The following is a 21,466-nucleotide window of genomic DNA, read 5'->3' as shown; positions in this document are numbered from 1 at the left end:
CGTGGACGACGAACGCCAGGCACCCCGGCCGGACCCGGATGGCGAGCTCGCCCAGGCCGAGGACGCCGACGTCACGGTGCAGGTGGACCGGGTCGCGGTTGACGGCACCTACGTCCGGGTGAGCTCGATCGGCGAGCCGGGCGAGCGGGCCTTCGTGCTCGTCGCGGGGCTCGGCATCGCCTCGACCTACTACGAGCGGCTCGCCCCGCACCTCAACGAGAACGGGCCGGTGCACGCGCTCGACCTGCCGGGGTTCGCCGGCGTCCCGCGGTTCCGCGGGAAGGTCTCGATCGAGCGCTACGCCGACGCGGTCGAGCGGGTCATCGACGACCTCGGGCTCCAGGACCCGGTCCTGGTCGGGCACTCGATGGGCACCCAGGTCGTCACCGAGGTCGCCGCCCGCCGTCCGGGGATCTCCGACCTCGTGCTCATCAGCCCGGTGGTCGACTCGTCGGCACGCACGGTGCGGCAGTCGGCGTTCCGGTTCCTCCGGTCGACGCTGCACGAGCCCGCCGCGGTCCGCTGGCACGGCATCACGGCGTACGCACTGTGCGGCTGGCACTGGTTCCGGAAGGTCCTGCCGCGGATGATCGCGTTCCCGATCGAGGAGCGCGCCGCCCACGTGCAGGCCCGCACCCTGATCGTCCGCGGTGAGCACGACGCGATGGTGCCGCGGGACTGGGTCCGTCGGCTGGCGCGGGTGTTCCCGTACGCGGTCCTCCGCGAGGTCGTCGACGGCGCACACTCGGTCATGCACGCACAGGCCGACGCGGTCGCGCGGCTCGCCGTGGCGCACGTCGACCACCGGATCCCCGACCGGGGCGTGTCGTCGCTGCAGCGGGTGCGCGACGGCTCGACGTCGTCGGACCTGGCGCGGCTCAGCCCGGGGGACGCCTGGTTGCTGGTCAAGTCGCGGTTCATCGAGCTGTTCGGGATGGCCCGGAACGACGACGAGACGCTCGAGGCGGCCAAGTCCGCACACGCCGTCGCGATGGCGGACGGCGACGACCTGCCGGTCGACCCGGCGGACCGCCGGGCGGTCGTCGACGAGGTCGCGCCGGAGTCGAAGTAGCGAGCACGGTCGAAGCAGCCAGCACCGTCGAAGCAGCGAGCACCGTCGAAGCAGCGGGCGTCGCGATCTGCGGGTGACCGCCTGGAGGTCCGGTGCCGGTCCACCGGACCGGCACCGGGCCTCCAGGGCGTCGCGACCACCGCGACGGGCGAGCGGTCAGGGCGTGATGCGGCCCGGCAGCATGTCGGGCGTCAGCGCGTTCGCCTCGGCGAGCACCTTGCGGGCCTCGTCGGTCTTGTCCCACACGTTCCAGAGCAGCACGCCCCGGACCGTGTCGTCGTCGTCCAGGTAGTAGACGACGCCGGTCACGGTGGGGTCCTGCCAGTCCTCGACCGTGCGGAGCTTGGAGCTGACCTGCCCCACGGCCTCGTACCCCATGTCGAAGACGTCGGAGTAGAACATCGGCGTGTGGTCGTAGGTCTCGTCGGCGTCGGCCAGGTTGCGGCCTGCCTGCCGACCCTGCTGCTGGGCGTTGTCGACGTGCTCCACCCGGCGGGTGCCGAGGATGCGGTCCGGGTACTCGGCGACGTCACCGGCGGCGAACACGGAGTCGTCGTCGGTGAGCAGCGTCGAGCTCACCACGATGCCGTCGCGGACGGTGAGTCCGGCGTCGGCGGCGAGCTGCGTCGCGGGTTCGATGCCGAGTCCGGCGACGACCGCGTCGGCCTCGACCACGGAGCCGTCGTCGAGCGTCAGTCGCACGCCGTCGGCCGTCTCGGTGCCCTCGGACACCCGACGACCGGTGCGGAGCTCGACGCCGTGGTCGACGAAGCGCTGCTGGAACGCCCGAGCCAGGTCGTCCGGGAACATCCGTCCGCCGACGACCTCGTCCGGGTCGACCAGCGTGACACGTGCGCCGTTCTGCACGATGCCCGCCGTGATCTCCTGGCCGATGTACCCGCCGCCGACGACGGCGACGTGCGCTCCGGCGTCCGCGAGTTCGCGCAGCCGGCGGTAGTCCGACGCGCTGCGGTAGTCGAGCACGCGTGCCGACGGGGACAGCCCCGGCAGCCCGCGGGGCTTCCCGCCGGTCGCGAGCAGGAGCCGCTCGTAGCCGTGGGTCGCGCCGTCGGCCGTCGTGACGGTCTTCGCGGCACGGTCGATCCCGGTGACCGCGGTTCCCAGGACGAACTGCGCCCCGGTCTCCTCGGTGTGCAGGTCGACCTTGTCGTCCCAGCTGAAGTCCGGGTCGGTCCAGAGCTTCTTCGAGAGCGCGGGCCGGGCGTAGGGCCGGTCGACGTCCTCGCTGAGGATGCCGATCGACCCGTCGGTGTCGAGCTCGCGGATGCCACGGGCAGCGGCGTCGGCGACCATCCCGCCGCCGACGATGAGGTAGCGGAAGTCGGTCATGACGCCTCCTGGCGGTGCTGTGGTGCCACGATCAGATCGTGGCGACCGAGCCGGAGTCGACCCGGTAGTTGGCGCCGTTCACGAAGCTGGCCAGGTCCGAGCACAGGAAGGCCACCACGTTCGCGACCTCTTCCGGCTCGCCGCGGCGCTTGAGCTCCATGTACGGCCGCTCCTCTTCGAGGAAGCTGCCGATGGCCTCGTCGAACGAGGTCCCGCGCTGCTTGGCCCGCTTGTCCATCATCGCGTCGGTCATCGGCGTGTGGATGAACGCGGGGGAGACCGTGTTCACCAGCAGGCCCTCGGAGGCGTAGGAGCGCGACAGGCCCTTCGCGAACGAGAGCACCCCGGCCTTGGCGGCGCAGTAGGGCAGCTCGTCGTCGTACGGCTGCGAGGCGTCCTCGGACACCAGGTAGACGATGCGTCCCCAGCCGCCCTGGCGCAGGTCGCCGATGAACTCGCGGGTGATCCGCACCGGCCCCATCAGGTCGATGTCGATCGTCTCCGCCCAGCCGGCCTCGTCGATCTCGTGGAACATGCCCTGGGCGCCGGTGACGCCCGAGGACTGCACCAGGATGTCGATCTCGCCGACCGCTTCACGCACCTTGTCGTGCAGGGCGGCGAGGCTCTCGGCGCTCCGGACGTCGGCGGCGAAGGCGTGCAGCTTGCCGAGCGGTGCCTCGAGCTGGTCCGCACTGGTGTCCAGACGGCTCTGGTCGATGTCGGTGACGACCACGGTCGCACCCTCTGCCAGGAGGATGCGCGCCGTGTTCCAGCCGATGCCGGAGTCGCCGCCGAAGACGAGTGCGGTCTTGCCCTGGATACCGAGGTCCACCCGGGCCCCTACGCGTGTGCCGACGCGTCGGCGACGGCGGGCGTGGTGGCGGAGGCCAGCGGGGTGCTGGGCGCGCGGTTCTCGGCGGAGACCATCCACGCGAGCTGCTCGAGGCGCTCGATGAAGCCGTGGAGCAGGTCCGCGGTCGTCGGGTCTTCCTCGTCGACCTCGTCGTGGACGTCGCGCATGGTGCCCGTCGCCTGGTACAGCCGGAGCGTGACCTGGTCGATGGCGTCGTGCGTGGTGATCTCGCCCGAGGGGAACGCGTCGAGGTGGCTGCCCGCGGAGACGGTCGCCGATCGGCCGTCCGGCACGAGGTACAGCGCGCGCATGCGCTCGGCGGTGTCGTCGGCGAACTCACGAGCCGCGTCGACGATCTCGTCGAGCTGCAGGTGCAGGTCGCGGAAGTTGGTGCCCAGGATGTTCCAGTGGGCCTGCTTGCCCTGCAGGTGCAGGTCGATGAGGTCCACGAGGACCGCCTGGAGGTTCTTGGCCATCTTGTCCGAAGCGTGCATGGTTGTGGCTCCTTTCGCGTCGGTGTGACCGTTCCGGTCTACGCGGTGCCGCAGTGCGCGCTCTCAGTGCGCTCGGAGGCAGCGTCCCCCGAGGTCGTCCGGTGCAGGGCTGCTCAGTGCGACGGCGCGGGGTCGACCTGGTCGACGGCGTCGCGCATCTGCTCCAGGAACCCGGCGACGATCCGCGCCTCGGACGCGGGGAGCCCCTCGGCGATCGACATCATCCGGCGGTGCATCACGCCGAGCGTGGCGCGGACCTCGTCGTCGGTCTCGGTCGTCGGCGTGATGACGAGGGCCCGTCGGTCGGTGGGGTGCGGGTCGCGGCGGACGTGGTTCGACTTGACCAGGCGGTCGATGAGGATCGTCGTCGAGGCCGACGAGATCTTGAGGTACGCGGCGAGGTCCTTCGGGCTCACGGCGGTGCCGGAGCGCTGCGCCTGCAGCAGGAAGCGCACGGCGAGCAGGTCGGTCTCGCCCATGCCCATCGAGTCACGGGTCCGGCGGCGCATGGCCGTCTCGGCGGATCGGTACCGGCGCAGGGCGTTCAGCACCGCGACCCCGCGTTGGGTCGCGTCGTCGTCCGGGAACCAGTACCCGGACGCCTCGGTGATCTCCTGCGTCGACATGGCGTTCAGGGTAACCCGTCTCGTATCTCGGTCGTCTAGCGGACTCCCGGGTTCCGCCACGACCGGTGCGTCCGCACCGTCCGATGCGTTCGCAACGACCGTTGCGTCCGCACCGGACGGACAGGAGGCCCGTGGCGGGGTCGCCACGGGCCTCCTGTCCGGTGGTTCGTCGCGTTACGCGGCTGCCTGCTCGTCCGTGCCGGCTGCGGCCTCGGCGAGCGCGGTGAGCGCGCCCTGCACGAGCGTCGTGACCTCGGCGTCCTCACGCGGGTGGGTCTCCGCGAAGCGGACGACCGACTGCGGGATGGCGACCTTGACGTCCTCCAGGACCTTCGCGCCGGCGATGCCGGCGGCCTTGCGGGCGTCGTCGTGGGCCCAGACGCCGCCGTACTGGCCGAACGCCGAGCCGATCACGGCGAGGGGCTTGCCGGACAGCGGCGAGGCGCCGAACGGACGCGAACCCCAGTCGAGCGCGTTCTTCAGGACGGCGGGGATGGTGCCGTTGTACTCGGGGGTGATCAGCAGGACGGCGTCCGCGGTGGCGACGGCGTCGCGGAAGGCGACGGCAGCGGCGGGCGGGGTGTCGCCGTCGATGTCCTCGTTGTAGAACGGCAGGTCGACGATGCCGTCGAAGGTGTGCAGCTCGATGCCCTCCGGCGCGTGGTGCGCGGCGGCCTCGGCGAGCTTGCGGTTGATGGAGTCGGCGCGCAGGCTGCCGACGAGGACGAGGACGTTCGTCATGGAGCTCCTTCTGTTGCGGGATGCTGTTGCTGGACGGAAAGGTGTCAGCGACAACCAATGCGATCGTAGGGGGCGCTATTCCCAGCACCCTGGGTACGGTGGCGACGTGACCACGCTTCGGACCCCGGCCAGCACGCCACGAACCACCGACCCGACCTGGTGGCGCGATGCCGTCGTCTACCAGGTCTACCCGCGCAGCTTCGCCGACACGGACGGCGACGGGCTCGGTGACGTCGCGGGCATCACGAGCCGGGTGCCGTACCTGGCATCGCTGGGCGTCGATGCCCTGTGGCTCTCCCCGTTCTTCCCGTCGCCGCTCGCCGACGGTGGTTACGACGTCGCCGACTACCGCGCCGTCGACCCGAAGCTCGGGTCCCTCGACGACCTGGACGCCCTGGTCCGGGCCGCCCACGAGCACGACCTCAAGGTCATCGTCGACATCGTGCCGAACCACACCTCGGACCAGCACGAGTGGTTCCGGGCCGCGTTGGCGTCCGCGCCGGGGTCGGCCGAGCGTGCGCGGTACGTGTTCCGTGAGGGCTCGGGCGCCTCCGGGGAACTGCCGCCGAGCGACTGGGTGTCGAACTTCGGTGGCAGCGCGTGGACCCGAGTGCCCGACGGGCAGTGGTACCTGCACCTGTTCGCCCCCGAGCAGCCCGACCTGGACTGGTCGAACCCCGAGGTCCGCGCCGACTTCGAGGACACGCTGCGCTTCTGGTCCGACCGCGGTGTCGACGGGTTCCGCGTGGACGTCGCGCACGGTCTGGCGAAGGACCTGTCGACCCCGTACCGGCCGTCGAACGAGCAGGACCTGCCGCTCGACGGCTCCGACCCGCTGTACGACCGCGACGAGGTGCACGAGATCTTCGCCACCTGGCGCCGGGTGCTCGACGAGTACAACCCGCCCCGTGCCGCGGTCGCAGAGGCCTGGGCCCCGGCACCCCGCCGCGTCCTGTACGCCCGGCCGACGGAGCTCGGGCAGGCCTTCAACTTCGACCTGCTCGAGGCTCCGTTCGAGCCCGATGTGTTCCGTCGGATCATCGAGCGGAACCTGGCCGCCTCGGAGCAGTCCGGTGCCTCGAGCACCTGGGTGCTCTCGAACCACGACGTCGTGCGGCACCCCACCCGTTACGGCCTGCCGGACGGCACCGACACCGACGCCTGGCTCATGACGGACGGCACGACGCCGGAGCTCGACCGTGCACGGGGGCTCCGTCGGGCCCGAGCGGCGACGATGCTGATGCTGGCACTGCCCGGGTCGTCGTACGTCTACCAGGGCGAGGAACTCGGGTTGCACGAGGCCGCCGCGATCCCGCGCGACCTGCTGCAGGACCCGAAGTGGCTCCGCACCGGGCACACCGTGAAGGGCCGGGACGGCTGTCGGGTGCCGATCCCGTGGACGCGCTCCGGGCCGTCGTTCGGCTTCGGGGACGTCGCACCGCACCTGCCGCAGCCGCAGGACTTCGGGGAGTCCTCGGTCGAGGCCGAGGACGGCGATCCCGGGTCGACCCTGTCGCTGTACCGCCGGGCGCTGGCCGCCCGCCGTCGGCTGCAGCAGGGGGAGGCGCTGACGTGGCTGGAGTCCGGCTCCGAGGTCGTGGCGTTCGCGCGGCACGACGGCTGGCGTTCGGTGACGAACTTCGGCACCGCGCCGGTGCCCCTGCCGGCCGGGACCGTCGTCGTCGCGTCCGGGCCGCTCGACGGGGTCGCACCGGGGCTGCTGCCGGGTGAGACGACGGTGTGGCTGGCCTGAGCGGTCCGCTTGCGTCGTTCGTCCTCCACAGCCGGGAGGCCCGTGGGGGCGTTCCACAGATCGTCTCCCCGCCGCCCGGGGGTGACGTCCCGGTCGCGAGCATCGGGGCATGACAGATCCCACTGCATCAGCTCCAGTTCCTGCCCCAGCGCCTTCCCTCGACCGGCGGTCGTTCCGCTCGCGGGTCGTCCGCCGTCTCGCCGCGGCGTGCGCCACCCTGACCGCGCTCGGCGTGCTCGCGGCACCCGCGGTCCTGCCGTCCGGGTCGAGTGCGGCCGCCCTCGACTTCCCGTACGTCAACCAGTTCTCCAGTGCGTCCGGCGGTGCCCTGCACGGTGACGCCGCGGTGTCCGGCGGCCGACTGCGGCTCACCGACGACATCCGGAACCAAGCGGGGGCGTGGTCGACGAACGACACGTTCCCGTCGGACACCGGGCTCGAGATCGAGTTCACGTACGCGATGCACACCGAGAAGGACGACCCCGGCGCCGACGGCCTGCTGCTGTACCTGGCCGACGGCGCTGCGGCGCAGGGCGTCGGGTCCTTCGGCGCCGGTCTCGGGTACGCCTGCCGCAAGGAGGCGACCGAGGGCGGTGGCCGGGAGTGCGACCTGCCAGGCGTCCCCGGGGGCTTCGCGGCCGTCGCGATCGACCACTACGGCAACTTCTCGTCACGCATCAACGGGTCCGGTCCCGGAGCACAGCCCGACCACGTGGTGGTCCGGGGCTCCGGCAACGGGACCGAGGGCTACCGGTACGTCGCCGGTGCCGCGGCGCCTGGTGGCACCGTGACGGCCGGTTCGACGCCCCGGACGGTCCGGATCACCCTGCTGCCCGACGACGACGGCGGGCTCGCGGTCTCCGTCCGGCTGCAGGTCGGCTCGACCATGCGCACCGTGCTCGACTCGGTCCCGCTGCACGGCGACGGGCAGGCCGCGCTGCCGAGCACGCTGCGCCTCGGGTTCGCCGGGGCCACCGGCAGTCACGTCGACAAGCACGAGGTCGACGCGCTCCGGGTCTGGAAGCCGGCGGACCTGTCCGTCGAGCACGACCTGCCCGCGACCGCGACGGCGGGCGAACCGCTCCGCTACACCGTGACGGCGCGGAACCCCGGCCCGAACGCCGCCGACCCGAGTCCGCTGCAGGTCGACGTGCCCGACGGCGTCGAGGACGTCACCTGGACCTGCACGGCCGCGGACGGCTCCGCCTGTGCGACCCTGTCGGGCACCGGTGACGTCGCGACCGACCTGTCGTTGCCCCGAGGGGGTTCCGCCGTCGTCACGATCGAGGGCCGGGTGGCCGAGGGCACGTCCGGAGCGCTGGAGAGCGTTGCGACCATCGCCCCGCCGACCTCGTTGTCCGACACGAACGAGGCCGACAACGCCTCGCGGGCGACCACCACCGTAACGGCACCGGTGATCGCCGCCGACGTCGAGACGGACAAGTCGGTGTCGCCGTCGACCGTGCGGCCCGGTGACGAGGTCGAGTACCTCGTGACGGCCCGGAACCGGGGGCCGTCGGTGGCGCAGCAGGTCGGGGCGGTCGACGACCTGCCCCAGGCCATGCGGTTCGTGGGCTCCGAGGACGGGTGCACGGCCGAGGGGCAGCGGGTGACCTGCAGCTCCGACGTGTCGCTCGAGGTGGGCGAGACCCTGGACTTCCGGATCCGCGCCGAGCTCGACCCCGCGTACCAGGGGGACGGCTCCGACGTGGTGAACGTGGCGACGGCGACCTCGCCGACCGACGCGGACGGCGGCGACCCGTCCACCGGCGTCGCGATCGTCGTGGGCCCGGACGACGAGGGGCCCGCGCCGAGCCCCGTGCCGACGAGCGGCCCCGTGCCGACGACCGGGCCGGCTCCGGACGACGGGGACGCCGGTGGTGACGGTTCCGGTGGCGACGACGGTGACGGCGCCGGTGCCGACGACGGCGGAGCCGGTGACCCCGCAGTCGACCGTCGGGCGGCTGCCCCCGTCGGAGCTCTCGCCTACACCGGCGCCGAAGGGCTCGGCCTCGCCGCGGCGCTCGCCGCCCTGGCCGCCGCCGCCGGATCCGTGTGCTGGTGGCTCGCCCGACGTCGTGCTCGCCGGAACGCGCCGTCCGACGACCCGCAGCAGCCCTGACACCGCCGGGACGGCACCCGGAGGCGGTGTCGTCCCGGTGCACGGGTGTGGACGTCCACAGGGGGTCGAGTCCGCTCCGGTCGGGCGTCCACCCCACCGGCGGTAGGATCGGATCCACGATCCGCATGCCCGAAAGAGGTCTCGTGTCCGACACCGTGGACGACGCCACCACCGTGGAAGACGCGACCCAGCGCGCGCGGTACTGGCCGATCCCGATCCTCCGGGCGGTCCCCGCAGCGGTCGTCGCGATGGTGATCACCTTCTCGACCAACCACGCCGCGGGCTACGGTCTCCTGCTGTTCGGCGGCTTCGCCCTGGTCGAGGGCCTCGTGCTCCTGTTCGGCGGGATCTCCCGACTGCCCCTCGACGGTCGATCGCGTCGCACGACCCTGCTGCAGGCCGTCATCACCCTGCTCGCTGCCGTCGCCGCGTTCGCGTGCAACGGGTTCGGGCTGCCGGCCTTCATCACGGTCATCGTCGCGTTCGCGGTGCTGACCGGGGCCCTCGAGCTGTCGCAGGGGCTCCGTGCCCGGCGACGCTCGCCCTTCGCTCGCGACTGGGCCACGATCGGCGGCCTCACGCTGCTGCTCGCGGTCGCCTTCCTCGTCACGCCGCCGGACTACTCCCAGCAGCTCGGTGGCGTGGAGCAGGTCACCGGCACCCTCGACGCCTCGATCGTGCTCGTCGGCCTGCTCGGCGCGTACCTCGCCATCACGGCCGTCTTCCACGTGATCGCCGGCCTCTCGCACAAGTGGGGCACGGCCACGCCGGCCGTCGCCCCGGACGGAGCACCACACGCATGACCACCCCCAGCCGTCGTGACCGTCTGCGCCCGGTCGAGCTCCTCGGGATCTCCGCGATCATCGCGGTGTTCACCGGGCTCGTCGTGCTGTTCTCGACGCGGGAACTGCAGCTGGCCGTGATCTTCCTCGGCGTCGCGTTCATCGTGGTCGTCGTCGTGCTCGCGATGCTGCAGCTCGCCTCGTCGAGCGAGCAGGACGACAACGACATGCTCGGCGGGCACAAGACGCCGGGCGAGGGCGACGGCGACGACTTCCACTGACGGCAGGCGGTTGCCGCAGCGGTGACCGCCCTCTGACGTCTCCGAGCGGACACGCCCGAGATCACGAATCCGCCACGGTCCTGTCAGGATCGCGGGTCCTGCCGACACCTCTGAGTGAAGGAGGTGGGATGTGGACGTGACGACCGGCACCGACACGGACGAAGGACTCGTCCGTGCGATGGCACAAGGGGACACCGGCGCGCTCGCCCGGGCGTTCGACCGGTACGCCGCCACCCTCACCCGCTACGCGTGGGCGCTCGTCGACGACCGGTCCGACGTCGAGGAGATCGTGCAGGACGCGTTCCTGACGCTCTGGCAGCGCGCCGCGACCCTCGAGCTGCCGGCGGACACGGTGCTGCCGTGGCTGCTCGTCGTGTGCCGCAACCACGCCTTCAACACCGGGCGCAAGCAGGCCCGGCGCCGCACGGACGAGCTGCCGGAGCACCTCGCCTCGCCCGCCGACCACGACGAGGCCCGCGAGACCCTGCGCTGGGTCCGCGCCGAGATCGCCGCGCTCCCGGACCTCGACCGCCGCATCTGCGAGCTCTGCCTGCTCGAGGGGCACTCGTACGCCGAGGCCGCCGAACTCCTCGGACTCACGGTCGGCGCGGTCACCCAGCGGGTGTCCCGCAACCGTCGACGACTCAAGAAGGTGGTGATGCACGATGAACACTGAGCCTCCGCAGGGAGACGACCTGCAGCGCATGCTCGTCTCGATGAAGCAGAACGTCCTCGAACGTGCCACCCCGCTCCCGAAGCGTCGTCGGGGCCGGTCCGGGATCGTCATCGGTGTCGTCGCGCTGCTCGCCGTCGGCACCGCGACCGGCGCCGTCGCCCTGACCCTGTCGCAGCAGAACGCCGACCCGGTCGCCGCTCCCACCCAGACCCAGCAGCCCGAGCCCGCGCCGTCCTCCACGACGCCGAGCTCCGCCCCGATCACGGGTGCCCCCGTCCCGAAGCCCACCCCGACGTCGACACCGACCCCCGCCGCGGCGACCATCCCCACGGACTGTCGCGCGCTCGTCCCCGCCGAGGACTACGACCGCTTCTTCGGTGACACCCCGTACATCCGGGTCGAACCTCCGGAAGAGGGACTCCCGCCGGAGTACACGAGGGCTCCGGGATCTGAGCCGGAGATCGGCCCGGAGACCGCACCGACGAAGCTCTACTGCTTGTGGAAGGACCCGCGGGCGGACATCTCAGGGCTCGCCATCACAGCGGGTACCGGAACGCCGGCGCAGCTCCAGCACGCGGAGGACGACTTCTACCAGGGGTGGACCCCGACCTGCGTCGACGCAGACGGCATTCGCACCTGTCGCCAGACCAAGAAGGACCCGCAGTACGGCACGGACTGGGCCCGGACGATGTACGTCCGTGGTGACACCTGGTTGCAGATCGACCAGTCGAACGTCCCGACCGACGGGCTGCTGGACGCCGTGGTCGGCGAGATCTGGGGGGACTGACGGCCCGGAGGCACGTGGCGGACCCGACCCGTGCCTCCAGTCCGTCGGTGGTCAGATCGTGAGCAGGAACGGTCGCCTCGCGCACCGCGACGCGACCGTTCCTGCTCACGAAGCACACCGAGCGCGCCCAGCGTCACCCCACCCGCGCCGCCACGATGTCGCGCGCCAGCGTCCGGACCGCGCGGCTCGGCTCCGGGGACGTCCGGACCGCCAGGCCGATGCGGAGCGGGTCGACCTCGTCCTCCAGGTCGAGCACCGCCCCGTCGTACCGCACCCCCGAGTCCGGCACGACCCCGACGCCGAGCCCGGCGGAGGCGAACCGGATCACGGCGGGCATGTCGTTCATCTCCGCGACGATGCGCCGACGGATGCCGAGCCGCTCGAGTGCCCCGTCGAGGATGATCCGGTTGCCGAACCCGTGCGCCGTGTCGACGAACGGTTCGTCGGCGAGTTCGGCGAGCGACACCGACGACCGGCCGGCGAGCGGGTGGTCCGCCGCGGTGAACACCCGGAACGGCATCTCCCGCAACGGCTCCACGACGACGCCGGCGGGCACGGTGGGCAGGCCCGTGTAGGCGATGTCGAGCCGCCCGGCGACCAGGTCCTGCACGAGGCCGGTCGTCCCCGACGGCGAGGTCATCAGCTCCACGGCGACGAGCGGGTGCTGCCGCCGGAACCGCTGCAGCACGCCCGTCAGGTCGACGATGTCCATGCTCGTGAAGATGCCGAGCCGCACCCGGCCCCGCAGGTCGGCGTCGTCGGCGGTGGCCAGGTCGCGCATCCGGTCGAGGGACTCGAGCACCGCGCGGGCGTGGGGGAGCAGGTCCTCGCCGGCGGGGGTCAGGACGAGCTGTCGGCCGGTGCGATCGAAGAGCCGCACCCCGAAGCTGCGCTCGAGCGAGGCGATGCCCGCGGACACCGTGGACTGCGCGGCCCAGAGCCGTTCCGCCGCCCGGGTGACGCTGCCCTCGGCGGCGACGGTGACGAACTGGTCGAGCAGTCGGGTCTCCATCGCCTGAGTATCGAGCAGATCGATCGTGCACATCAAGCGCATCCGTTGGACTCGATGAACCGTGAGCGCGATCATCGGAGCATGTCAACCGTCACCGACACCCCGACGGGCACCGTCCCCGCCACCACCGCCGCTCCCGCATCCGCGAGCGACCGTGTCGTCGCCCCGCGCGGACGCCGTGTCCACACCCGTCGGCGCCACGGTTTCGGCTTCTGGGTCGTCGCCTTCGCGTTCCTCGCGGTGATGGCCTTCGCGACCGTCCCCGCACCCCTGTACGTCATCTACCAGGCCCGCGACGGCTTCCCGACCTTCACCACGACGGTGATCTTCGCGGCGTACGGGGTCGGGGTCGTCGGGTCGCTGTACCTGGCGGGACACCTCAGCGACGTGCACGGGCGGCGCCCGCTCATCCTGGTGTCGATCGCGCTCGAGCTGGTCGCCGCCGTGCTGTTCCTGCTCTGGAACGACGTCACCGGCCTCATCGTCGCCCGGCTCGTGACCGGCCTCGGCGTCGGGACGCTGACGGCGACCGCGACGGCGCACCTCGGTGAGCTCCGGGTCCGTGCCACCGGGTCGAGCGACTCCGCGAAGGGCGCGAGCGTCGCCGCCGGAGCCGTGAACCTCGGGGGGCTGTCGCTCGGCGCCCTGGTCGGCGGAGCGCTCGCCGAGTTCGTCGGGCAGCCGCTCATGGTCCCGTACGTGGTGTTCGTGATCGCGCTGGCCGTCGCGTTCGTGCTCGTGCTGGCCGCACCGGAGACGGTCGACCGTCCCGAGCAGCCCGTGGCCTACCGCCCGCAGCGCATGCAGGCGCCGGAGGGGCAGGGTGCCGCGTTCTGGGCCGCCGGCGCAGCCGCGTTCGCCGCGCTCGCCGTGCAGGGCCTCTTCACCTCGGTCGCGCCGAGCTTCCTCGGCACCACGTTCCACGTCACCGACCGCCTGGCGGCCGGGGCCACGACCTTCGGGGTCTTCGCCGCGAGTGCGCTGTCGCAGATCCTCTTCGCCAGACTGTCGCAGCGTGCGCAGATCCGGCTCGGCATGGTGCTCCTGGTCGTCGGCCTGGTCGTCCTCGCCGTCGCCGCGGTCCTGCTGCAGGTCGCCGGGTTCATCGGCGGCGGGGTCGTCGCGGGAGCCGGCGTCGGCCTGCTGTTCCGCGCCGCGATCGGCAGCGCCGCAGCACTGGTCGGCCCGGAGCGCCGGGGCGGCGTGCTCGCCGCCACGTTCCTCATCGCCTACGCCGGGCTCACCGTGCCGGTCGTGGCCGTCGGGGCAGCGCTGCTGGTCATCCCGACGCTCCCCGTCCTGATCGGGTACGTGGTGCTCGTCGCCGTCCTGGCCGTCGTCGCCGGCACCCGGCTGGCCGCGCGCGCCTGACGCGTGGCGGGCCTCCCGTCCGTCCGGAACCAGGTTCCGGACACCGCACCACGCGATCGCGCGGTGCCGTGTCCGGAGCCTGGTTCCGTCGTGCGGTCGAACTCCCGGCATACTGGGCGCGTGCCCCGGAACCGCAACCGTCCCGTGCTCACCGGCGTCGCGGCCGTGGTGGCCGCCGGTCTCCTCGCCGGCGGGTTGTTCCTGACGGCACGGCAGGGCGCGGACGACCCGACCATCGGTGCCGGCTCGGCCTCACGGACGCCGAGCGACGCGCCGACGGCCGCCGGTGACGGCACCGTCACGATCACCCGCACCGGGCCGGACATGCCCGGCAGCACCGCGCTCGGCCGGTGCGACACCACGACCCAGGCGGCCGTCGCGCAGTACGAGACCGAGGCCCTGGGCCGCGTCACCCTGCAGTGCGGCACCGCTGCCCAGGGGTACGAGCACATCCGGGTGCGGCACACCGCCGACTGGCAGGACGTCGTCACCGGGCACGGCTCGCGCGACTGGGACGACGCCATGCTCACCGCGGTGCAGACGGCGCTCGAGGACCCGCGCCCCGGGTTCCCGCTCGACGCCGGCGACGGCAAGGTCTGCTACGCCGCACCCGTCCGGTTCGACGACGGTTCGCGCCCCGACGACGAGCCCTGGGTCAAGGTGATCGTCTCGGCCACCACCGACCGGGTGATCACGGCCTACCCCACGCGCACCGACGACTGCTGACCCGGCACCCGCGGACACCCGTTCTGCGACAGACCACGCGTCGATCACCTGGTGGATCGTCGCGAAGCCGGAGCGACCCCGACCGACGCCCGCACGCCCGAGCGCGGACCCTACGCGTGCACCTCGTACTCGTGCCGCCGGTGCGACACCGGCTCCAACTGGAACGTCGAGTGCTCCACCGGCACGTCGAAGTGCTCCGCCACGCACCGCTGCAGCTCGTCGAGGATCGCCGGGGCGTGCGCCGTCGAGAAGCAGTGGTCGTCGACGACCACGTGCGCGGTCAGGTTCGGCACCCCGGTCGCCACGAGCGTCGCGTGCAGGTCGTGCACCGCGATGACGTGGTCGAGCTCGAGGATGTGACCACGCACGTCGTCGAGGTCGAGCCCCGGCGGCGTCGACTCGAGCAGCACGTTCGCGGTCTCGCGCAGCAGCCGGATCGCTCGCGGCAGGATGAGCAGGCCGATCAGGATCGCGGCGACGGAGTCCGCCCGCTCCCACCCGGTCAGCATGAGCACGATCGCGGCGATGATGACGGCGACTGACCCGAGGGTGTCGTTGAGGACCTCGAGCCGGGCGGCGCGCGACGTGAACCCCTCGCCCGAGGCCCGCAGCAGCACCGCGTAGGCCACCAGGTTGCCGACGAGGCCGACGATGCCGAAGACGAGCAGCGGCCCGGAGTGGATCTCCTCCGGCACGAACAGCCGCTGCACCGCCGAGATGATCACGTAGACCCCGACGGCGAGCAGGATCGCGGCCTGTGCGGTGGCCCCGAGGACCTCGGCCCGCTGGAAGCCCCAGGTGCGCTGCGCGGTCGGGGACCGGCGGGCGAGCCGCGTCGCGACGAGCCCGATGCCGAGTCCGCCGGTGTCGACGACCATGTGCCCGGCATCGACGAGCAGCGCGAGCGAACCCGTGACCACGGCGCCCACGACCTCGGCGAGCAGGATGCCCGCCGAGATGCAGAACGCGATGAGCAGGGCGCGCTCCGAGGCGTGCCCGACGCCGTGCCCGTGGTCGTGTCCCATGTGCGACATCGTAGGGATCCGCACTGACGACATGCCAGGATCGAACCGTGAGCCGGTCGCCCTACGAGCTGTCCACACCGCCGGACGTGCTGGCTCGGCTGCACCCGCGACTCCGCACGTACTTCGGCGAGATCCGGCCCGGGCACGTCGGCCGCGGCGAGGGTGTCTTCGACGTCGTCGGCACCCCACGTCGGTGGCTCTGGCCGGTGCTCGCGGTGTTCGCCCGCGACTCCGTCATGTTCCCGGTCTGGGAGCGGGACGTCCCGTTCGCGGTCGAGAACCGGCCGGCTCGCGTTCGTCGTGGACCCGGCACCGGCCTGGAGGCCCGCCCCGCCGTCCGCGCGCACCGCACCTTCCGGTTCCGCTCCGGGAGCCGCACGATGGTGGACGCCATCACCGCCGAACCGGACGGCCTGGTCGACCACCTCGGTCGCCACGGGCGCGTCAGCGCCCGGCTCCGGACGCAGGTCGACGGGGACGGTCCCGACGCGGGCGCCCTGCGCCTGGTCTCCACGCGTGTGACGTTCCGGGCGCTGGGACGCGAGGTGCGCCTCCCGGCCGCCCTGAGCCCGCGTGTGACGCTCACAGAACGATTCGATGACGAAGCCGACCTGCAGCGCGTGTCCCTGGTGCTCACGGCGCCGGTGCTCGGCACGCTGTACCGGTACGAGGGGGCGTTCCGGTACGAGATCGCGCCGGACACAGAACGGGGATGAGATGAGCGACCAGAAGGGCCGCGTCGTGATCGCGGGAGCGAGCGGCTTCGTGGGGCGGTACCTGCGGGACGCCTTCACGGAAGAGGGGTACCGGGTCGTCACCATCGGCCGGACCGGCGACGCCGTGTGGGGCAACACCATGCGCATCCGGGAACTCGTCGACGGCGCCGCGATGGTCGTGAACATGGCGGGCAAGAGCGTCAACTGCCGCTACGGCCGACGCAACCGTGCGGAGATCATGCGCTCGCGGGTGGACACCACGCTCGAGCTCGCCGAGGCCATCCGCACGTCCGAGCACCCGACACCGCTGTGGATGAACGCCTCGACCGCGACGATCTACCGGCACGCCGACGACCGACCGCAGGACGAAGCGACGGGGGAGATCGGCGAGGGGTTCTCGGTCTCCGTCGCCCGCGCGTGGGAGGACGCCTTCTTCGGCGCCGACCTGCCCGGCACCCGTCGTGTGGCGCTCCGGATGGCGATCGTGTTCGGCGACGGCAGCGCTCTGCTGCCGCTCCTCCGGCTCGCGCAGGCCGGCCTCGGCGGGCCGCAGTACGACGGGCCGTGGGTGCCGACGCGCTCCCGGCTCCGCGCCGGCACGTACCACCACCACCGGCCCACGCACGGTCGGCAGCGCTTCAGCTGGGTGCACATCGCCGACGTCCTCGGGTCGATCCGGTTCCTCCGCGACCACCCGGAGATCGAGGGGCCGGTGAACATCTCGAGCCCGAACCCGTCCGACAACCGCACCGTGATGGCCACCCTCCGCGACGCCGTCGGGCGCCGGTTCGGGGTGCCGACCTGGCGGTGGATGCTCGAGCTCGGGTCGTTCGCGATCCGCACCGAGACCGAACTCGTGCTGAAGAGCCGGTGGGTGGTGCCGACCCGGTTGACCCAGGCCGGCTACGAGTTCCGGTACCCGCACCTGCGCGGGGCGCTCGCCGGGATCATCGCGGAGCGTCGCCAGCACCGGGGCTGAGCGCCGGGTCGAGGTCGCGCGGACTGCCGCTCGCGAGCGGTCTGTGCGGCACGTCGTGCGACCTCGGCGACACGGCAGCGGCGCGTCGTGCGACCTCGTCGACGGGGGCTGGTCGTGGCCCACGGTCGCGCGCCGGTCGTGACGACCACAGCACGGCGGCCACGACGACCGCGCCGGCGAGCACCTCGACCAGGTCGGGCACCTCGCCGAAGGCCACCCACGACGCGAGCACCCCGACCACGGGCACGAGCATCGAGAACGGCGCGACCGTGCTCGAGGGGTAGGCCGCCAGCAGCCGCGACCAGATGCCGTAGCCCACCAGGGTCGCGACGACCACGATGTAGAGCAGGCCGAGGTCCGCGGGCAGCGCGGCCGCCGTGAACGCCGAACCGAGAGCGGTGCCGATGCGGTCCGGGCCCTCGACCACGAGCGACAGCACGACCATCGGGACCGGCGGCACGACGGACCACCACAGGGTCAGGTGCAGCGGGTTCGCGGCCCCCGCCCGCCGGGTCGCGACGTTGCCGATCGCCCACCCGAGCGCACCGCACAGCGCGAGCACGACGGGCAGCAGCGCAGCGGTCTGGGAACGGTGCAGGGCGATCGCGGCGAGGGCGGCCACGGCGACGGTGACCCCGACGACCTGCCGGCCGGTCAGCCGCTCGCGCAGGAACACCCCGGCCAGCACCACCGTGAACGGCGCGGAGGCCTGCAGCACGAGCGAGGCCAGCCCCGACGGCATGCCGGACGCCATGCTGAGGTACAGGAACGAGAACTGCAGCACGCCGAGCCCGAGACCGACGAGCAGCAGCCGCCCGAACGGGATCCGCGGCCGCGGCACGAACAGCAGCGTCGGGACCGCCAGGATCGTGAACCGCAGCGCTGCGAGCAGGAACGGTGGGAAGTGCTCGAGCGCGAGTGCCGTCGCGGGGAAGTTCAGTCCCCAGACCACGGCGACGACGACGGCGAGGAGGCGGTCTCGGGTGGTCATGCTCCTCATCGTCCCGGGCGCGACGTTGTAGGTCCATCGAAACCTTCGCGAACCACGATGTAGGGTCCCTGCATGGTCGACTTCGACGTGCAGCTGCTGGCGGTCCTGCGGGAGCTCGCCGAGCGCGGCAGTGTCACGGCCGTCGCCGAGGCCACCCACCGCACACCGAGCGCCGTCTCCCAGCAGCTGCAGACGCTGCAGCGGCAGGCCGGGGTCCCGCTGGTCGAACGCGTCGGGCGCGGGGTCCGGCTGACCCCGCACGGCGAAGTGCTCGCGGGCCTGGCATCCGGGGTCGCGACCGCCATCGCGCGGGTGGACGCCGCCTGGCAGGAGCACCTCGGCGGCACGACCGGACCGGTGTCGCTGGCGATCTTCCCGTCGGCGGCGGAACTGCTGCTGCCCGGCGTGCTCACCCGGATGCAGGCGCACCCGGGCATCGCGCTGACCCTGGTCGACGTGGACGTCAGCGAGGGGGAGTTCGCACCGCTCGCGGCTGACCACGACGTCGTCGTCGGGCACCGGTCCGACGGCGTCCGACCGGCGGACCAGGGATCGGTCGACACCGTGCCGCTGCTCCGCGAACCCCTCGACGTCGCCCTGCCGCCCGGGCACGCGCTGGCCGGCCGCGCGCGCGTGGGCATCGACGAGGTCGTCGGGGAACGCTGGATCGGCGTGCCGGAGGGCTACCCGATCGACCGGGTGCTGCACGCGATGGCTGCGGCGACGGACACCCCGCCGAGTGTCGCGTTCCGGACGATCCACCTGCCGGTCATCGAGAACCTGGTGGCGGGCGGCCACGGCATCGCACTCGTCCCGCGGTACACGTCGGGGACGCGGGCCGCCGGGCGCTTCCACCTGGCGGAGCTCGCCGACGTCCGTGCCGGACGCCGCATCGAGGCACTGGTCCGCCCCGACCGTGCCGTCCGTCCCGTGGTGCGCACTGTCCTGGAGGCGCTGGTCGCCGTCGCCCTGGACGTCACCACCTGAGACGGTGGCGCCCACTGCCGGGCGCACGCCGCGCCTCCAGGCCGCCTGTCAGCGCACCTGGAACGTCAGCGCACCTGGAACGGCGTGCCGAGCGGCAGGCGCTCCGCCAGCGCCGTGATGTCGGCGTTGTGCATGCGGATGCAGCCATGCGAGGCGGCGGTGCCGATGCTCGACGTGTCCTCCGTGCCGTGCAGCCCGATCTGGCCGGGGCCACCGCCGAACGAGTTGAGCACGTCCGAGAACGCCGTCGTGCCGTACGCGTACGGGCCGTAGCCCTCGTTGGTCGGCGCGAGCAGCTCGGTCAGCGCGAACCGGCCGGTCGGCGACGGGGTGCCGCCGGTGCCGGTGGCGACGGGGTAGCTGTCGACGACCTTGCCGTCCTTGTACAGGTCGAGCGTCTTCGTCGAGCGGGTGACGACGATCGCGTACGGGTCCTCGGTCAGGGTGACGGCGCTGGTCGGCACCCAACCGGTGCTGCCGTTCGGGCGCTGTGCGAGCTGCACCTCCGCCCAGCCGTCCTGCTGGTCGACGACCCGGAAGACGAGCGGGGCACCGGACGCCTGCGGGTTCTCGAGGGTCTGTGTCGCCGTGCCGCCCGCGCTCGCGCTGACCGGGACGGACGCGCCGGTCACGGCAGCGACCGTGGTGCTGGCCGGGGCGTCGAGCGCGTCGACGGGTGCTGCCGACCGCGTCGGCTCCGGTGTCGTCGTGGGGGTGGGCGTCGGTGCCGCGACGGACCGGGTCGGTGTCGGGGCGGGCGCGGCTGACAGGGGACCGAGCGCGACGAACGCGACGGCCCCTGCGCAGACGACGGCCACGGCGGCGGCGATCACAGTCGCACGCCGCCGTGGCTCGGTCGGGAGGATCGGCAAGATCAGCCCGTGAAGTTCGCCGTTCCGGGCACCGGGACGGCGACCGGTGCCGTGCCCGGGTCACCGGCAGCGGCCGGGTCGGCCGTGACGGTGAGCGCGGCCTGCGCGGCCTGCGCCGACGAGGCGCCGACGAGACCGACGCTGTACGCGCCGGCGGTGTTCACGAAGTCGGCGGGCAGGACGATGGTGCCGGAGACGTTGCCGTCGGCGTCGGCGCGGAACGCGACCCCGGGGATGTCGGTGCCCTGGGCGCCGGTGCCGACGCCGGCGCCGACGAGCTCGTTCGGAGCGAAGCCCGAGCCCTGGATGCGGACACCGGTGGTGGTGGCCTCGGTCAGCGTGGCCGTCGGGGTGAGGAGCTCGGCGGCCGCGGTGGGCTGCGGCGTGAAGTACGTCGTGGTGTCGTCGATGCGCAGCGCGGAGATCGAACCGCTGGCGTCGGCGGCGAGGGACTGACCGTTCGCCTCGAGCGGGGCGGCGAGGCTCTTCAGCTCGCTGCTGGGCAGCGCGCTCGGTGCCGGGGTGCCGTCGACGGTCGGGGCCGGGGTGGGCTCGTCGGTCGGAGCGGGCGTCTCGGTCGGCTCGGGCGTCGGCGGGGCCGTGGTGTCGGCGGCGACGTCGATGCCGACGTAGACGACGTACCCGACGACCTGCGCGTCGGCGGCCTCGAGGTCGGCCGTGAGCTCCGTCGTCGACTCGACCTCGCCGGTCGCGGGGTCGATCCAGTTGCTGGTGCCGTCGGAGATGCCGACGCCGTCACCGGTCTCGGGCGCGTCCGTGGCGAAGACCACGGTCTGCGCGCTGGTGTCGCCGCCCTCCTGGACCGCGAGACCGAAGCTCGTCGCGCCGGTGGTCGTCATGCTGATGCCGGCGGCGAGGGCGGGGACGCTGCTCGCGGGCACGGGCTCGTTCAGGCCGCGGACCAGGCCGACGGCCTCGCCCTCGGAGACGGACAGGCCGTCCTCGTCCAGCGTGGCGTGGTCGGTGATCGAACCGCCACCGTCCAGGTCGGTCACGGACGCCCAGTACCACTGGTCGGTCAGCGGGAAGGTGCCGGTCGGCGCGGCGGTGAAGTCGTCGGCCGAGTCGGTCCAGGTGACGATGGCCGAAGCAGCGGTGCTCGTCACCAGGGCGGTCGAGACCGTCGGGACGAGGGCGGCGGAGACGCCGAGCACGGTGGCGCCGACGGCGGCCGCGGTGATGCGAGAACGAAGCACGGTGTGGAGATCCATCCGGTCAGTGGACAGGGT

At 72.7% G+C, this 21,466-nt stretch carries 22 protein-coding genes; 12 read left to right on the top strand and 10 right to left on the bottom strand.

Features of this window, described 5'->3' with window-relative positions; genetic code table 11:
- The first annotated feature begins 1 nt into the window (after position 1).
- On the top strand, positions 2 to 1,072 hold the full coding sequence (locus DEJ09_RS10800; RefSeq protein ID WP_111088566.1) for an alpha/beta fold hydrolase: 1,071 nt from the start codon (positions 2 to 4) through the stop codon (positions 1,070 to 1,072).
- 156 nt (positions 1,073 to 1,228) lie between these two features.
- On the opposite strand, the gene DEJ09_RS10795 is transcribed toward DEJ09_RS10800, so the two are convergent.
- From DEJ09_RS10795 to DEJ09_RS10775, 5 genes are all read right to left on the bottom strand, one after another.
- Positions 1,229 to 2,422 carry an NAD(P)/FAD-dependent oxidoreductase gene (locus DEJ09_RS10795; protein WP_111030890.1) on the bottom strand — a complete coding sequence of 398 codons (1,194 nt, stop codon included), beginning with the start codon at positions 2,420 to 2,422 and terminating at the stop codon, positions 1,229 to 1,231.
- 31 nt (positions 2,423 to 2,453) lie between these two features.
- Positions 2,454 to 3,254, bottom strand: a complete 801-nt coding sequence (locus DEJ09_RS10790; RefSeq protein ID WP_071246288.1) for an SDR family NAD(P)-dependent oxidoreductase — start codon at positions 3,252 to 3,254, stop codon at positions 2,454 to 2,456.
- An 8-nt stretch (positions 3,255 to 3,262) separates the two neighbouring features.
- A complete protein-coding gene (locus DEJ09_RS10785) occupies positions 3,263 to 3,769 on the bottom strand; it encodes a Dps family protein (RefSeq protein WP_017886495.1) in 507 nt (168 codons plus the stop codon).
- Between the two features lie 113 nt (positions 3,770 to 3,882).
- Positions 3,883 to 4,395, bottom strand: coding sequence for a MarR family winged helix-turn-helix transcriptional regulator (locus DEJ09_RS10780; protein ID WP_111024711.1), 513 nt, complete (start codon positions 4,393 to 4,395; stop codon positions 3,883 to 3,885).
- Between the two features lie 174 nt (positions 4,396 to 4,569).
- Positions 4,570 to 5,136 (bottom strand): NADPH-dependent FMN reductase, encoded by a 567-nt coding sequence (locus tag DEJ09_RS10775; protein ID WP_027464982.1) that lies wholly within the window; start codon positions 5,134 to 5,136, stop codon positions 4,570 to 4,572.
- A 106-nt stretch (positions 5,137 to 5,242) separates the two neighbouring features.
- Between DEJ09_RS10775 and DEJ09_RS10770 the strand changes: the two genes are divergently transcribed.
- The 6 genes from DEJ09_RS10770 (at position 5,243) to DEJ09_RS10745 (ending at position 11,537) form a co-directional block, all read left to right on the top strand.
- Positions 5,243 to 6,889 carry a glycoside hydrolase family 13 protein gene (locus DEJ09_RS10770; protein ID WP_111088564.1) on the top strand — a complete coding sequence of 549 codons (1,647 nt, stop codon included), beginning with the start codon at positions 5,243 to 5,245 and terminating at the stop codon, positions 6,887 to 6,889.
- A gap of 109 nt (positions 6,890 to 6,998) precedes the next feature.
- Entirely contained in the window at positions 6,999 to 9,011 is a 2,013-nt protein-coding gene (locus DEJ09_RS10765; RefSeq protein WP_111088562.1) for a DUF11 domain-containing protein, read from the top strand.
- A gap of 143 nt (positions 9,012 to 9,154) precedes the next feature.
- A complete protein-coding gene (locus DEJ09_RS10760) occupies positions 9,155 to 9,814 on the top strand; it encodes a DUF308 domain-containing protein (protein WP_111088560.1) in 660 nt (219 codons plus the stop codon).
- Entirely contained in the window at positions 9,811 to 10,074 is a 264-nt protein-coding gene (locus DEJ09_RS10755; protein WP_071404886.1) for a hypothetical protein, read from the top strand. The genes DEJ09_RS10760 and DEJ09_RS10755 overlap by 4 nt, the downstream gene beginning before the upstream one ends.
- A gap of 136 nt (positions 10,075 to 10,210) precedes the next feature.
- The gene (locus DEJ09_RS10750; protein WP_017886488.1) at positions 10,211 to 10,750 is read left to right on the top strand and encodes an RNA polymerase sigma factor; all 540 of its coding nucleotides are present in this window, start codon (positions 10,211 to 10,213) and stop codon (positions 10,748 to 10,750) included.
- Positions 10,740 to 11,537, top strand: a complete 798-nt coding sequence (locus DEJ09_RS10745; protein WP_146245706.1) for a hypothetical protein — start codon at positions 10,740 to 10,742, stop codon at positions 11,535 to 11,537. The genes DEJ09_RS10750 and DEJ09_RS10745 overlap by 11 nt, the downstream gene beginning before the upstream one ends.
- A gap of 133 nt (positions 11,538 to 11,670) precedes the next feature.
- Here the strand turns inward: DEJ09_RS10745 and DEJ09_RS10740 are convergent, their stop codons facing one another.
- A complete protein-coding gene (locus DEJ09_RS10740) occupies positions 11,671 to 12,582 on the bottom strand; it encodes a LysR family transcriptional regulator (RefSeq protein WP_181433338.1) in 912 nt (303 codons plus the stop codon).
- A gap of 48 nt (positions 12,583 to 12,630) precedes the next feature.
- Between DEJ09_RS10740 and DEJ09_RS10735 the strand changes: the two genes are divergently transcribed.
- Positions 12,631 to 13,920, top strand: coding sequence for an MFS transporter (locus DEJ09_RS10735; RefSeq protein WP_111088554.1), 1,290 nt, complete (start codon positions 12,631 to 12,633; stop codon positions 13,918 to 13,920).
- Positions 13,921 to 14,040: 120 nt separating this feature from the next.
- The gene (locus tag DEJ09_RS10730; protein ID WP_111046243.1) at positions 14,041 to 14,646 is read left to right on the top strand and encodes a hypothetical protein; all 606 of its coding nucleotides are present in this window, start codon (positions 14,041 to 14,043) and stop codon (positions 14,644 to 14,646) included.
- A gap of 110 nt (positions 14,647 to 14,756) precedes the next feature.
- On the opposite strand, the gene DEJ09_RS10725 is transcribed toward DEJ09_RS10730, so the two are convergent.
- A complete protein-coding gene (locus DEJ09_RS10725; protein ID WP_111046242.1) occupies positions 14,757 to 15,671 on the bottom strand; it encodes a cation diffusion facilitator family transporter in 915 nt (304 codons plus the stop codon).
- 47 nt (positions 15,672 to 15,718) lie between these two features.
- Between DEJ09_RS10725 and DEJ09_RS10720 the strand changes: the two genes are divergently transcribed.
- Positions 15,719 to 16,387, top strand: a complete 669-nt coding sequence (locus tag DEJ09_RS10720; RefSeq protein WP_111088552.1) for a DUF4166 domain-containing protein — start codon at positions 15,719 to 15,721, stop codon at positions 16,385 to 16,387.
- Position 16,388: 1 nt separating this feature from the next.
- Entirely contained in the window at positions 16,389 to 17,366 is a 978-nt protein-coding gene (locus tag DEJ09_RS10715; RefSeq protein WP_110864975.1) for an epimerase, read from the top strand.
- Here DEJ09_RS10715 and DEJ09_RS10710 read toward each other — a convergent pair.
- Positions 17,335 to 18,357 (bottom strand): EamA family transporter, encoded by a 1,023-nt coding sequence (locus DEJ09_RS10710; RefSeq protein WP_258373868.1) that lies wholly within the window; start codon positions 18,355 to 18,357, stop codon positions 17,335 to 17,337. The genes DEJ09_RS10715 and DEJ09_RS10710 overlap by 32 nt on opposite strands.
- A gap of 72 nt (positions 18,358 to 18,429) precedes the next feature.
- Between DEJ09_RS10710 and DEJ09_RS10705 the strand changes: the two genes are divergently transcribed.
- Positions 18,430 to 19,344: a LysR family transcriptional regulator gene (locus tag DEJ09_RS10705; protein WP_111088550.1), complete on the top strand. Its 915-nt coding sequence runs from the start codon at positions 18,430 to 18,432 to the stop codon at positions 19,342 to 19,344.
- A gap of 65 nt (positions 19,345 to 19,409) precedes the next feature.
- Here the strand turns inward: DEJ09_RS10705 and DEJ09_RS10700 are convergent, their stop codons facing one another.
- Together DEJ09_RS10700 and DEJ09_RS10695 are read right to left on the bottom strand one after the other, a co-directional pair.
- A complete protein-coding gene (locus DEJ09_RS10700) occupies positions 19,410 to 20,216 on the bottom strand; it encodes a L,D-transpeptidase family protein (protein WP_258373867.1) in 807 nt (268 codons plus the stop codon).
- A 2-nt stretch (positions 20,217 to 20,218) separates the two neighbouring features.
- Positions 20,219 to 21,433, bottom strand: a complete 1,215-nt coding sequence (locus DEJ09_RS10695) for a hypothetical protein (RefSeq protein ID WP_146245705.1) — start codon at positions 21,431 to 21,433, stop codon at positions 20,219 to 20,221.
- Positions 21,434 to 21,466 lie beyond the last annotated feature (33 nt).

Origin of the sequence: Curtobacterium sp. MCLR17_055, assembly GCF_003234305.1 — a bacterium.
In the GTDB taxonomy this organism is placed as follows: domain Bacteria; phylum Actinomycetota; class Actinomycetes; order Actinomycetales; family Microbacteriaceae; genus Curtobacterium; species Curtobacterium flaccumfaciens.
Note: the sequence above shows the minus strand (reverse complement) of the source record. Positions and strands in the feature narration are given on the sequence as shown.

What these genes read in the sequence shown, in the direction of transcription:
- DEJ09_RS10795 (WP_111030890.1), bottom strand. Translation starts at nt 2,422, where the DNA reads ATGACCGACTTCCGCTACCTCATCGTCGGCGGCGGGATGGTCGCCGAC.
- DEJ09_RS10775 (WP_027464982.1), bottom strand. Translation starts at nt 5,136, where the DNA reads ATGACGAACGTCCTCGTCCTCGTCGGCAGCCTGCGCGCCGACTCCATC.
- DEJ09_RS10705 (WP_111088550.1), top strand. Translation starts at nt 18,430, where the DNA reads ATGGTCGACTTCGACGTGCAGCTGCTGGCGGTCCTGCGGGAGCTCGCC.
- DEJ09_RS10785 (WP_017886495.1), bottom strand. Translation starts at nt 3,769, where the DNA reads ATGCACGCTTCGGACAAGATGGCCAAGAACCTCCAGGCGGTCCTCGTG.
- DEJ09_RS10780 (WP_111024711.1), bottom strand. Translation starts at nt 4,395, where the DNA reads ATGTCGACGCAGGAGATCACCGAGGCGTCCGGGTACTGGTTCCCGGAC.
- DEJ09_RS10715 (WP_110864975.1), top strand. Translation starts at nt 16,389, where the DNA reads ATGAGCGACCAGAAGGGCCGCGTCGTGATCGCGGGAGCGAGCGGCTTC.
- DEJ09_RS10755 (WP_071404886.1), top strand. Translation starts at nt 9,811, where the DNA reads ATGACCACCCCCAGCCGTCGTGACCGTCTGCGCCCGGTCGAGCTCCTC.
- DEJ09_RS10745 (WP_146245706.1), top strand. Translation starts at nt 10,740, where the DNA reads ATGAACACTGAGCCTCCGCAGGGAGACGACCTGCAGCGCATGCTCGTC.
- DEJ09_RS10735 (WP_111088554.1), top strand. Translation starts at nt 12,631, where the DNA reads ATGTCAACCGTCACCGACACCCCGACGGGCACCGTCCCCGCCACCACC.
- DEJ09_RS10725 (WP_111046242.1), bottom strand. Translation starts at nt 15,671, where the DNA reads ATGGGACACGACCACGGGCACGGCGTCGGGCACGCCTCGGAGCGCGCC.
- DEJ09_RS10765 (WP_111088562.1), top strand. Translation starts at nt 6,999, where the DNA reads ATGACAGATCCCACTGCATCAGCTCCAGTTCCTGCCCCAGCGCCTTCC.
- DEJ09_RS10740 (WP_181433338.1), bottom strand. Translation starts at nt 12,582, where the DNA reads ATGTGCACGATCGATCTGCTCGATACTCAGGCGATGGAGACCCGACTG.
- DEJ09_RS10710 (WP_258373868.1), bottom strand. Translation starts at nt 18,357, where the DNA reads ATGACCACCCGAGACCGCCTCCTCGCCGTCGTCGTCGCCGTGGTCTGG.